The 12427-nt window shown below is 32.0% G+C and carries 15 protein-coding genes and 2 pseudogenes; 11 read left to right on the top strand and 6 right to left on the bottom strand.

What is annotated here, in order from left to right:
• The first annotated feature begins 222 nt into the window (after positions 1-222).
• Positions 223-588, top strand: a complete 366-nt coding sequence (locus tag AC1DRF_RS09490; protein ID WP_477740640.1) for a histidine kinase — start codon at positions 223-225, stop codon at positions 586-588.
• A 246-nt stretch (positions 589-834) separates the two neighbouring features.
• Complete coding sequence (locus AC1DRF_RS09495) at positions 835-1359, top strand: DUF2695 domain-containing protein (protein WP_477740641.1); 525 nt, start codon at positions 835-837, stop codon at positions 1357-1359.
• A 47-nt stretch (positions 1360-1406) separates the two neighbouring features.
• On the opposite strand, the gene AC1DRF_RS09500 is transcribed toward AC1DRF_RS09495, so the two are convergent.
• Together AC1DRF_RS09500 and AC1DRF_RS09505 are read right to left on the bottom strand one after the other, a co-directional pair.
• Positions 1407-1643, bottom strand: a complete 237-nt coding sequence (locus AC1DRF_RS09500; protein WP_477740642.1) for a hypothetical protein — start codon at positions 1641-1643, stop codon at positions 1407-1409.
• A 147-nt stretch (positions 1644-1790) separates the two neighbouring features.
• On the bottom strand, positions 1791-2213 hold the full coding sequence (locus AC1DRF_RS09505; protein WP_477740643.1) for a hypothetical protein: 423 nt from the start codon (positions 2211-2213) through the stop codon (positions 1791-1793).
• A 167-nt stretch (positions 2214-2380) separates the two neighbouring features.
• Between AC1DRF_RS09505 and AC1DRF_RS09510 the strand changes: the two genes are divergently transcribed.
• From AC1DRF_RS09510 to AC1DRF_RS09520, 3 genes and pseudogenes are all read left to right on the top strand, one after another.
• Complete coding sequence (locus AC1DRF_RS09510; protein ID WP_025751459.1) at positions 2381-2629, top strand: hypothetical protein; 249 nt, start codon at positions 2381-2383, stop codon at positions 2627-2629.
• A 120-nt stretch (positions 2630-2749) separates the two neighbouring features.
• Positions 2750-3037: pseudogene (locus tag AC1DRF_RS09515) on the top strand (IS1595 family transposase); the annotation flags it as partial.
• Positions 3038-3062: 25 nt separating this feature from the next.
• Positions 3063-3515, top strand: a complete 453-nt coding sequence (locus AC1DRF_RS09520; protein ID WP_477740644.1) for a DUF5063 domain-containing protein — start codon at positions 3063-3065, stop codon at positions 3513-3515.
• A 92-nt stretch (positions 3516-3607) separates the two neighbouring features.
• Here the strand turns inward: AC1DRF_RS09520 and spoIIP are convergent, their stop codons facing one another.
• Both spoIIP and AC1DRF_RS09530 read right to left on the bottom strand, forming a co-directional pair.
• Complete coding sequence (spoIIP, locus tag AC1DRF_RS09525; protein ID WP_477740645.1) at positions 3608-4519, bottom strand: stage II sporulation protein P; 912 nt, start codon at positions 4517-4519, stop codon at positions 3608-3610.
• A complete protein-coding gene (locus AC1DRF_RS09530) occupies positions 4503-5045 on the bottom strand; it encodes an RNA polymerase sigma factor (protein WP_477740646.1) in 543 nt (180 codons plus the stop codon). Before AC1DRF_RS09530 ends, spoIIP begins: the two co-directional genes overlap by 17 nt.
• 280 nt (positions 5046-5325) lie before the next feature.
• On the opposite strand from AC1DRF_RS09530, the gene AC1DRF_RS09535 reads away from it, so the two are divergent.
• The 5 genes from AC1DRF_RS09535 (at position 5326) to AC1DRF_RS09555 (ending at position 8351) form a co-directional block, all read left to right on the top strand.
• On the top strand, positions 5326-5586 hold the full coding sequence (locus AC1DRF_RS09535) for a hypothetical protein (RefSeq protein ID WP_477740647.1): 261 nt from the start codon (positions 5326-5328) through the stop codon (positions 5584-5586).
• Positions 5587-5749: 163 nt separating this feature from the next.
• Positions 5750-6082: a hypothetical protein gene (locus AC1DRF_RS09540; RefSeq protein ID WP_477740648.1), complete on the top strand. Its 333-nt coding sequence runs from the start codon at positions 5750-5752 to the stop codon at positions 6080-6082.
• Between the two features lie 125 nt (positions 6083-6207).
• Positions 6208-6819 (top strand): uridine kinase family protein, encoded by a 612-nt coding sequence (locus AC1DRF_RS09545; protein ID WP_477740653.1) that lies wholly within the window; start codon positions 6208-6210, stop codon positions 6817-6819.
• A 47-nt stretch (positions 6820-6866) separates the two neighbouring features.
• The gene (locus AC1DRF_RS09550; RefSeq protein WP_477740649.1) at positions 6867-7658 is read left to right on the top strand and encodes a phosphotransferase; all 792 of its coding nucleotides are present in this window, start codon (positions 6867-6869) and stop codon (positions 7656-7658) included.
• A gap of 336 nt (positions 7659-7994) precedes the next feature.
• Positions 7995-8351: a hypothetical protein gene (locus AC1DRF_RS09555; protein WP_477740650.1), complete on the top strand. Its 357-nt coding sequence runs from the start codon at positions 7995-7997 to the stop codon at positions 8349-8351.
• 73 nt (positions 8352-8424) lie between these two features.
• On the opposite strand, the gene AC1DRF_RS09560 is transcribed toward AC1DRF_RS09555, so the two are convergent.
• Together AC1DRF_RS09560 and AC1DRF_RS09565 are read right to left on the bottom strand one after the other, a co-directional pair.
• Positions 8425-8739 (bottom strand): hypothetical protein, encoded by a 315-nt coding sequence (locus AC1DRF_RS09560; protein ID WP_477740651.1) that lies wholly within the window; start codon positions 8737-8739, stop codon positions 8425-8427.
• Positions 8740-9752: 1013 nt separating this feature from the next.
• Positions 9753-10970 (bottom strand): MFS transporter, encoded by a 1218-nt coding sequence (locus AC1DRF_RS09565; RefSeq protein WP_477740652.1) that lies wholly within the window; start codon positions 10968-10970, stop codon positions 9753-9755.
• 1314 nt (positions 10971-12284) lie between these two features.
• On the opposite strand from AC1DRF_RS09565, the pseudogene AC1DRF_RS09570 reads away from it, so the two are divergent.
• Positions 12285-12427: pseudogene (locus AC1DRF_RS09570) on the top strand (RsiV family protein); the annotation flags it as partial.

Here is a 12427-nt window from a genome sequence, read left to right on the forward strand (position 1 = left end):
CTACCTTTGTATATCGTATACAGCTTAAAAAACAGAAAAACCTATCTCTTCCCAGTCAAAAGAGTAGGTTTTTCTGCTATCCATATTTCGGCAAAGAAAGAATGCCTTACGGCATCTTGAGTAGTTTGCTTAATTCACTATTTATTATTCGTTTACGAGGAAGTTGGGTTGAAGAACAGATATAATTATTTTTAGGAATAATTAGAACAAGGAGAATTAACAATGCTTAATGATAAACAAAAATTACTTTTTGAGAATTTAAAGAATATTAAAAGCTATTGGGTGAACACTGCTGTTGAAAATTTAAGCCCTAATGCTGATTCAATAGCCTCTAATTGTGAAGAAGAGTATCAGTTTCTATCTGAAAAACTCTCCTCAGTAGAAGAATTACTTGCCTTTCAAAAAATACAAAATGAAATTATCGAGGGAGTTATTCATTCTATATTGGTGATGGTCGATGGTGGAGATGACCTTGCAGACAGGCTATCTCTTGATTTGATAGATGGAGAGACGAAAGAATCACTACAGGATGATATTGCATTATATGAAGAATTCATTGGCTATTTACTTGATGTGGAAGATGAATAAAGATTGATCTTTACTAAGAGATACTTGAGTTGCAGAATATTTATTTGAAAATAGATATTCTAAATGAGATTTAAATATAAAAAAGAAAACAGGCTTAAGTCTGTTTTCTTTGGTTCTTATAATAGTGATTATGTTAACTAATGTTGTATAGAGCATACATAAAACAATGGAAGAGTATTGAAGTATATGAGAAAATCAAATAAAAGATTTTTAATTTCTTAATACTGTTTAAAAGGAGCCATTTGAATGGATAGTTTATTAGAATTAAAAAATGAACTAATAAAAGGACAAAAATTAGCAATGCAAGGTTCTTATCAAAGAAGAGCTCCTTCAAAAAAAGCAATTCCCCATCTTTTGGAAGCAAGAAAAGGACTCAAAGAATATGTTAAACAGTATTCAAATGATGCTTTAGCTTGGCAATTGTTATCTCAAGCTGAGGAATATCTATTAAATTATAACGCAGCTTTGACGGCACTTCAGAACGCTGTATCTCTTGATAAGAAAGATAAGAAGTTATTAAAAAGATTAGCTCTATTAAAAGAGTATACGAGGAAATGGCAAGAGCTAGATATGACATCAGAGCAGTTGCAATCATTAGAGATATACTTACAAGAAAAATTAGAAGTGTATGGTTGTGATCATACACTTGTTTATACCAGAGAGTGGTTAGATATAAGCACTTTACATAGTAAAAAAGCCAAGATAGTAAGAGCATTACAAAATCAAGGTGGTTTTTGTGACTGTGAAGTTCTTATGAATGTAATTGATTAGATTAAAGCGTTACTTAGAATTCACATTACGTTAACTAGAATGTATTTTTAATGTGAACCATTAAAATCTATTTTCTTATCGATTTCCTCTAAATCTGTTTCAAAAAGCTCCTCATCTTCACCAGCACCTACAACTGCAACTAATCTTAAATCTTTCGCAGTCTCACCAAGTAATATTGCTTGTGAGCTTATAGTTTCAGAATTGGCGTTTGTATGAAGGTACTCAGACAGTATCTTAAGAATATCTTGTTCATTGTATTTGAAGTATTTTCTTTTATTATCCATCATTACCACCTACTAATTCATATATTTTCCATATTTGTAATAATATCATTATAGCATTGTAGGTGGATCGAATTCTATCAAAATCATAATAAGAGCGCCGATAAGCTGTATTATGGTAACTAACCCTTTATATTATATTTATGTTTTTCACTTAGAGGGACTCTTATTAAGCCTATAGCTTAATAGAATTGAACTCAATCCAAACGGTACAGAGCAACTTAAGGCAAGAATAAAGAACGAGCCAAATTCTAGAAAGATACTTATGCCATCACCTAAAGCAAGTATTAATAAAATGATTGCTGTACCTATTGCTCCAAAAACAATGTACAGTGATATTTCAATCACATTTCTATACTTAGTTTTTAGGTTTCGTATTATAGTATCAATCATGATTGAGGAAGGAATTCCAAATACTACAACAATTGGTAAGATATATATCATTCCAAATACTAAACTCCCTATAACACTATTAAAGGTTATTTGTTCATATTGAGGATCGAAGGACCTTACTTCAAACATTAAGCTACCACATAAGGTTGCAACAAATGTTGATATAATTTTTTTAATCATAAAAATTAATCTCCTGGTAATTTTATAAATTTATATTAACATTTTAAGTAAATAAACACTCTATTTTTATTTACTACCGATAACGGCGACTACATTTGTATGAGGTAGAAAAGACTATTTTAAAGGAAAATCAAAAATAATTGAGTTAGAAGGGTCAGGAGAACAATATGCAAAATAGCGTGAAAGCTGCCCATCGTTTCTGTAGTGATAACAAGGAAAGTTTAAAAGAAGATAATTTATGTGGCTGTTTTTATTGTTTAGGAATATTTCATCCATCTGAAATTAAAGAATGGATAGATAGTAGTGGGAGCACGGCTCTTTGCCCCTACTGTGAGACCGACTCTATAATAGGTCAAAGCTCTGGATTTCCTATTACTAAAGAGTTCTTAAGTGAAATGAACAAATATTGGTTTTGATTTAAGAGAAAATTAATTCGTTTCCGGTAATCTGTTTTATGTTAACTAATCACCATTATTGCATACCATTTTTTCAAGAATAATTATGATAAAATGGTATAATTGTCCATACCAAACGAAAAAGGGTTAGAACACTATCCCTTCTAATCGGATGGAATGGAACGGGTCAAAGGGCTTTACCATATCCAAAATGTTAATAACTATCATAGCCGTCTGAAAAGCCGAATGGACCGTTTTAATGGTGTGGCAACCAAATAACTCGACCATTATTTGAGCTGGTTTCATTTCCTAAGTATAATCAGATTCAGAAATGATTCTACAACAGTAAGCAAAATGGTTATTGATAGTTGCTTGTTAAGCACCAATGCGACTTATAATAAATTGCGATTAACAAAATTTAGTTACTAAGTCTTTAATATCGGAGGATTCAAATATGATAAATGAAGATGTAAGGAGTTTTCTTTCCTCAACTAATCATTATTGCACTTTGATTGATTCATTAAATTGTCTTGATGAAAAAAATTCGGAAGAACTTCTTGCTGCACTTTTAGATTTGTACTTAAAGGTACTAAGACTTCCTGAAGTTGAACCTGATAATGCAGAAGCACCACAATTTGAAATTCCTTTACCAAAGGTCGATTTCGATAAATATGAATATTACTGGGAAGTATTTGACCCCTATAAATTAGATGAACCAGGGTGCGGAAGCCTATCGGATGATATTTTAGACATTTATAAAGACCTTAAAGAAGGTATTATATTATTCGAGCAAGATACGCCTAACGAAGCAATTTGGCATTGGAAGTTTCATTTTCAAGCCCACTGGGGTTCGCATGTAGTAAATGCTTTACGTGCGTTGCATTCAGTAAAGCACGATTTAATTTAGGACAATAGGGACTTTGAATTGTAAGTCCCTTTATCTTTACGAAAAAACAACAATATTATTTAACAGAGCCATTCAATTAAAAGTTAATCGGCTTATTTCTCTAGCACGACTTTAATAGCCTTTGCTAGCATTTTTGCTGTACGTGTTTCTTCCTTTAATGTATTTTCTACTCCTCCAATGTTCACCATAATTGATCCCTCATGTAGATCCTGATTATAGGAGGGCACGCTAGCTATTCCTTTATCTTTTTGAACAACTCCTCTAGATACGCCAGGATAAAGTTCATTTAATGCTTTATCTAACTCGATAGCCAGTTTTGTGTTCTCACTTGTATGGGGCTGGTTTTTATAGATAATAAACAAGACTGTTGCAACATTTTTGCCATCTACTTTGGTTGTAGTAGACTGCCTGTTCTTTATTTCACCATCTCGGTGAATGTCTAATAACAATTGTACATTTGGGTATGTTTTGATGGCTTCTTTTACAGAGTGTCGAGAAAGTTCATATATCTCCTTGTATTCCATCTTCTTCTTTAACAACTGCTTCACATAATCCGTCGTGTTGACTGCTGCGGGTACAGATTCTTTATTTAAATAGGTGCCTAATTTCTTACCTACTGTTCGAACATTCTTTTTTGGGTTATATCCTGCAACTTCTTGTGTTTCAAACGACTCTTGGCTATGGGTTTGATAAATAAATACTTTAGTTTCCTTATTTGTCGTTGAAATTTTACTCGCTGTCCCCAAGCTATTATGACTGGCAGAGCGCTGTACAGGAGGATTGACTTGATTTAGAGTGGTTATGACTAAAATAACAGCAATAGCAACTGCCATCATACTAGGCCAAATCATTCTCCATACTTTCTTCTTCTCTCGCTTTGAACGAAGCTTTCTTGCTTCATAAAGGAGTTTTTTTCTTGTTTGATGAATATATTCTTGATCTGGTTTCAATTCGTCACCGTCTTTTAATAAACGAATCCATTCTTGCTCAGTTCGTGCTCTCATGCTTCCATTCCTCCCACTCGATGTGTAATAGCGTTTGTAGTTTTTTTATGGCCCTAAGATACGTCACTTTTACCTTTGATTCTGAGTAACTTAAAACTTCGGCTGTCTCTTTAATGGATAGTTCATTTATGGCACGAAGAATAAAGACTGCCCGATAGGTAGGCTTCACTTTAAGTAAAGCTTTCTCCACCATTTGTCTTTCTGTTTTTATTTCCATCCATTGAGAAGGAGATCTTTCTGAAGATATTAGTTGCTGAAAGTAAGAATCCTTAAATAAATGATAGAACTTTCTTCGACGATGTTGATCAATTGTGACATGCTTAGCGATAGATAAGACCCAAGATTTAAGTGGATAAGACGAATTGTAGGTAGGAAGAGACTTTAATACTTGAATAAACGTTTCTTGAGTTAGGTCCTCTGCTTCACTCTTATGGCCTGTAAAGCACATAATAAAGCGATATACGTCTAAATAGTAACGATCATAAATTTGAGCAATACGCTGCTCCTCATCCGAGTAATGATTCACCAAGTTCCCTCCTTTTTCCATGCACCCTATATTCGCATGAACGAGAGCAAAAGTTACAGTTTTTAGTAAAATTTAATCTATTTATTTGTAGTTTTAGATAGCAAGGGCAAAAAACCTTTTTGAAGCAAAAAAATAACCCTTTGCTACGAAAGCAAAGGATTTTCAAATTTATTGGAATAGGGGGAATACGTTATTAGTTTGACCATATTTATAGATTAATATACATGGTGATTAAAAATTTCATTATTTAATAAAGTCTAAATATATGGAAGGTGACAAGATGGATGAATTTAAAGATTTACTATCTTACGGCATTTTAATGAAGCCTACTTCTTATTCTAAGTTAAAATTGGCTATTGAAGAGTTAACAACGGAGGAGTGGTTTAGAGAGTTGTATAAGGTTCCATCTTATAACACTACAATTTGGAAGGACAAACAAGTAAAAAGGATCCTTTTAGATCCTCAAAAAATAAAGATAATAAAACAAAATCAATATCATGCAATAGAATTTATTAATCTTGTCAAGGAATTAGCCAAATAGAACAAAGCCTTTGCTAATAAGCAAGGGCTTTGTCTTTATAATTAAAATTTCCGATAATATGAACCAGATTTGTATACGATGTACATTAAAATAATAACCATCTAGATACATATTTTGTTAAAATAAGGATATTACTCTTGCTACACAAGGAAAGGAGCTTTAAATGAAAAAGACTGTTGTTATTGTCATTTTAACTTTGATAATCGAAAGTATCCTTACGCTTTTAGTATCTTGGAAATTATCAATTCGTTTCATTGAACTTATGTTTTTTATAGGTTTATTTTGTTCAGTTTGTTTGGCTTGGTTCACCAGTAATGGTAGCACTATATCAAGGTTTATTGATGCTCAAAATAGTGCTAGAACGGGAATTGTCCAACAGAGGGAGGAATTCCGTTTTAGAAAGGGTCCAGCCTTTAAGGCTTCCTTACTTTTTCTCTTTGTAGGGCTTATTTTTTTTATTTTGTTAATTACTAATGTTATCGCACCGGTAAAATAATTTATTTTCTATAAAGCAACTTATGTTAACTAAAGTGGAATATGATATACAGATTAAAAACCATAGAGTTTTCTTATAAATGAGCAGAATTACATCATTGTAATCAGTATAGGGCGGTGATTAAAATGAATCTTTCTTCAAAGAAAGGGAACTCTAACCCTTTTCAACAATTAGTAGATTCTATATATAAAATTTCTAAAAAACAATCTACACTTTTATTAGGAATTGATGGCTGTGGTGGTTCCGGAAAAAGTACATTAGCTGAAAAGTTAAAAGAAAAGCTTGCTAATGTGACCATTGTTCATATGGATGATTTTTATCTTCCTTCTAACCAAATCATAAATACTCATCCAACCCAAAAGCCTATTGGTGCAGACTTTGATTGGGAACGTTTATTAAATGATGTGCTAGACCCAATTAGTCAAGAAATAGAAGGACGATATCAGCGATATGATTGGGAAAAGGATGATTTAGCAGAATGGCATGTAGTGCCTATCGGCGGAATTGTTATCATTGAAGGCGTATATTCAACTCGTAGAGAATTAAAAAATAAATATGACTTTACTGTTTGGGTTGATTGTCCAAGAGAAATAAGGCTAGCTAGAGGGATTCAAAGGGATGGAGATGCTTCTAGGGACATATGGGAAAATAATTGGATGATTTCTGAAGATATTTATGTTGAGCAACATAAACCAGATAAAAAAGCAGACTTTATTATACATGGAATTGAAAAATAAAGGAGCAATAGTTGAACAATAGAGGGTCATATTAGGGGGATATATGGATGTCAGACCATGAAAATGAAGAGATGTTAACGGGAGGGAATGTCTCTAACGTTTATCGTTCGGGAGATACCGTCCGACGAGAATTAAAGCCAGAGAGCCACAAAATTCATGATTTATTAAAACATTTGGAAAGCAAAGGTTATAGTTATGCACCAAAATTCTTAGGTATTGATGAGAAAGGAAGAGAGGTACTCTCATTTATTGATGGAGAAACTGGTAATTATCCTTTAAAAGAATACATGTGGTCTGACGATACCTTAATAGAAATAGGAAAAATGCTCCGCCTTTATCATGATTCTGTGAGTGATTTTCCAATTAAAGAAGATTGGAAAGCAATAGATAACACTCCAAAACCATTTGAAGTAATCTGTCATAATGATTTTGCCATATATAACGTTATTTTTAATCGTAAAATTCCAGTAGGAATTATTGATTTTGATGTGGCCGCACCTGGTCCGAGACTGTGGGACATAGCTTATACACTTTACACTTGTGTCCCCTTAAGTAGATTTTATCTTTCTGAAACGGGTGAAAAAGTTTATTATCATTCCCTACAAAACGCTAACCTCGTAAAACAAAGAGTTAGATTATTTTTTGAGGCTTATGGTAAGGAATTTGAAGAAGATTATTTAGAAATGGTAGTGCTACGATTAGAAGGGTTATGTAAAACAATTACAAGAAAAGCTAGCGAAGGTGACAGGGCTTTTCAAAAGATGTTAGATGAAGGTCATCTTGAACATTATCAAAATGATATTAAATTCATTCGTGAACATGGAAAAGAGTGGATTTAAGGATAAATTTTTGTTGAATAGGGGGCTTTACTCCAAGATGGAGTAAGGCTTTTTTATCTGTGCGATAACATGAATTATGGTAACTAACCTTGTATATCCTATAGGTCAGTCTCAGAGGATTCTAATTAAGACTATAGAATTTATTACGGACAAAGACTAAAAAATTAAAGGAGAAAATATGCTTAGAATGCACCTTCTGTAAACCAGCTTTTTATATAATACACATAGTATTTTACATATAGCTTAATAGATTGGAATGGTATAAGAATKGTCTGTAGAACCGGTTTAAGGGTCAGAAGTGAAAAGGGAGTCAATTCTGAAGTCAGAAGAGCATGCTTGGAATTCGCAAAGTGGTTACGTAAAGAGTTTGAATTCCCGATACGAGTGGTCATTTATTTAAAAAAGGATTATCAGATAAAGAATAGATTTACTAAGGAGTTGGTGTCTGCCACCTTCTTTGCTCCTTACGATAAAGAGGAAGAACCTTATATAAGGATTGCTACAGGTGATTACATGGAATTATTAGATGAGTTAGGTAAAGATGAGGCATTGGCTTCTGTTCTAAACTCAATGGCCCATGAATTAGGACATTATTATCAATGGATTGATGATGAAGAGTTTGATGAAGAATCAGCAGAAGATACTGCTGATTACATGATAGGTTTATATTCGGATATAAGAGATCATCCATAAAATTAGAGCTACCCATAACATCTATTATGGTAACTAACTCTGTATATGATATACACACTTTCCGAAGAAAGTTTCAGTCTCCAACAGCAAATATTAATTTATTTTGCTGTAAAGCTGAATTACATATTTCTTGTAATTCAGTTGAAAATAATATAATTCTCTTTTCTTTAATTGAACTTTTTATTAAACTACATATTTTAATTAGCTCCCTTATTTCTTTGGGCGAATACACTTTATCACCGTATGGATCAAGGTCTAGGATGAGTTCCATAAATGCTTTATGAGGAATTTTCTTTAGAGAATCCTGCATTTCATCAGTTAAACTTACATAATTCTCTGAGCGTGCTGCTTCTTTGCTATTGTTTGCTATACAAAAATCAATAGCCATTTTTCTACTCCTTTTTACTAGTAATCTATAACACAAGACTCCTTATAAGTACATTATGATAGCTAAAACGAAATAGATAAACATATGTTTTAACATTGGTATGTATAGGAGTGGTTAGATATGGGAGTCTCTTTCAATAATGGTCAAATATGTGTTGAAGGGATAACCTGCGGATCATTTACAGAAATAGGAATTACCTTCATAGCTCTGTTCGTTATATATGTTGGTTACGAAGTGATCTACAAGAAATAAGTAATGCATTCAAAAATAGTGCATTACTTATTTTAGTGCCGATAATCCGTTTTATGGTAACTAGAATTGTATGAAGTATCCATAATTAGAGAGTTTACTTGATAAATTTTTTCTTTAATATAATGAACCACCAGATGATGAAATACAAGTGTCCTAAGGCAACGAAGATAGCCCATACTGCTCCGTCTTCAATACTTTTTAATAAATATTGGTATTCGTTTAAGCTCTCATCTCCACTAAAACTTTTTATAAAAAAAGTAATATATAATATAAAGATAAGAGGAATATTAACCAATGAAATTATCGAGTATTTTCTTTTTATTACAAAGACAATGTTTAATCCTATCGTTAGTAGAATAGTTAAATAAAAAATTATCCAGAACCAATCAGGTAAAGAATAGGAATTCAATATTATCTCCTCCTTATAGTGTAATTTTGCACTATAAGTGCATATTTAGAACATTTAATTTCAGAAAAATCTGATTTCATTTGAAAAAATTATGAAAAATGGTACAAAGAGGTGCTTGGCAGAGGAAAGTGTGTACCCTTTATTCCTAACTATTGTCTAAGTAGGAGCAATTAACATTTTGATTTGTTCTTTTTTATAGATGGTTGCCGATAAGATCCATTATGGTAACTGACTTTGTAAGATATATATACTTAGCAAACCAAATAGCAATTATAAATCTTAATTAGATATAGGTTATCAAAGGTATAAAGCCCATGTAATTCATTAAATTACATGGGCTTTATTTTGTATATTATTTATTTAACTTTAAATCCTTCCGATTCACTACCACAAAAATTGCTGACAAGAAAAGAAGTGTTGCAGCTAATAGAAATGTAAATCTCACACCAAATAAGTCAGTCAAGTACCCTAACGATAACGAGGAAACTCCAAAAGTTGCAGAAATTATAGCATCTTTTGCTGAGTATACTTTAGGGAGAAGCCTATGGGCAACGCTTGTCTGTGTTGTAGTCTGTTGGGCAACAGCTTTAATTTGATTAGCCATTCCAAATAACATTGCTATTACTAGTGCCATCCATGGAGTAGAAATTAAACCAAATATTAAAGTTGTCAAACTAACTAGAAAAGCTCCAACCACAATAAACATAACTAAATGTTGATTCACTAAATGCGACCATTTCAAGCTCAAAATTCCACCTATCATTAACCCAGCGAAGAAACTGGCGTTTATATACCCCCACCATTGTTCGCTAGTTTGCAACACTTGGTCAACGTAAACATAAATAATAGCAGCAACCCATACGACATTTGCAATTGATTCGATAAAATCAACGATACTAATGGTACGTAAAGGGGGAGTCTGCCAAATGGTTACCCATCCTTCTTTTAAAGTATCCCATTTTGATATTTTTTTTGGCTTTTTATCCATCATCACATCTTCATCGTTATCCTTGATTAACGCCATCATAATAGTAGAAGCGACAAATAACAAGAAAGTTAGCCAAATAACATTATCACCACCTACAACTGCAACAAGTATTCCACCAACTGGCCAACCACCTAGGCGAATGGTTTGATCAAGAATGGCTAGAAAACTATTAGCCTTCACTAGATCGTTCGGCTCCACAAGTTTTGGGAGCAAGGCATTACTTGCAGGATTTGCCCATCCGTCTAAAAAAGAAATGACAATAACAAATAAAAAAATTAGAAAAATGGTATCAGAAGAAAGAAAGATGCTTGAAAAACATGCAAGTAAAAGAATTATCACTGTTTTTCCTAATTGAGAGTAAGTTAGCATAAGTTTTAATCGAGTACGATCAATAATTAAAGGAGCTATTACTCCACTTATAAACCGAGACGTCGTAATAAAAAATGGCACAAGTGCCATATAGGTTGCTGAACCGGTAGCCTCATATATCGTTGTGATTAGTCCAACGATATAGAAGACATCCCCGCAATTTGCAAGTGATTGACCCATCCAAAGAAAACGAAAAGATGATTTATTGACCATATCATGTTCTCTCCTTTAATCTCAATATTCAATTGGATTTAGAACTGATATAGTGAATATCACATTTTTTGTTTTCTCCTTTCGTAACTAGATTTTATAACTTACGTAAACATAGTTTAATACCATTTTATTCTAATAAACTCTTGTTATACAATTAATTTCGTAAAAATAAAATTTTTATTTGTTTTAGCACACTACTGCCGATAAAATCCATTATGGTGACTAGAAATAAATTATACTCCAAGGAAAAAGGTAATTGTTTCCTTTTTTAGTGTATATTATATGTACTGTACTAAAAATAGGAGGAAATTATATGGCGAACTTTTTTAAAAATGCTTTAAAGGTATCAATAGCTTCTTTAGTCACTTCAATAATTTTGTACGTAGTAATAATCGGGGTTCCTCTGTCACGAACTTTTACAGCAAGAACTGTTAGTACACTAATACAGATTGCTGTACCTATTCTAAGTTTAATTACTATAATGGGTTTTATTTATTCTTTCTTTATTAAAGGTAAACAAAAATTTGTCTTCTTAGTGTTTCATTTTGTTTCTATATGCATTATTTCATTTGGTATATATGTTTCTATAGCTCTACGAGACTTTGCACCTTAAAAATTAATCATGAATAAAAAAGAATCCTTTGCCTCATGGGCAAAGGATTTTCAAGTTTAGGGGAATATTGGGAATACGTTGTTAGTCTGGCCAGATTTGTAGATTCATATACATATACCTTTAAAAACAAATGTTGTCATTTATTATATTCGTGTAAAATAACTTCATCTTCGTGTTATTGTTCGTTAGGTAAATACTAACTTATTTTATTTATTATTAAAGTTTCACTTTTTACTCTAGGTGACGACAAATAATTGGTTTTTCTACAAAGTATATAAACGATTAAACTATTTTTAATAAAGTATGTTTAATATTACTTAACGATATAGTGGAAAGTTAAGATAAACATAATCATTATTATGTTAACTAGAAATCAATATCGTATACAGTCTAAAATAGAAAACTACTGTTCCTTCAACGGCTAGAGTCTTTTTTAATTCCTTTATATTTGTCTTAAAAATAAGTGCCTACATTAACTATCTAATAAGTTATTTATGCATATTAGTTAGAAGATTACTTGACTTGAATAGGGGGGGGTAAAAAGAACTTTTTAAAAGTTAAAAAATAACATTATTAGTGTCTTTTATAGTATTATACTTGTAAAGATCGAAATGTTTATGGAGGGGTAACTTTGTTTATAGTGGGGATATTAATATTTGTACTTTTTATTGCCTATGCATTCATTCAAGATATTTCAAGTAAAAAATATTAAACAGCAAATGAAAGATCAAATGAAACATGAAGAAGGCAAAATCTACTGGCTGACTGAAGAAGATATGGATCCTTTTAAAGAGATTGCTGAGAATCAAAGCTTCTACATTACGAAAGATCACAAGCTTAGAAT

The sequence above is a fragment of the Priestia sp. P5_B4 genome (assembly GCF_056400385.1).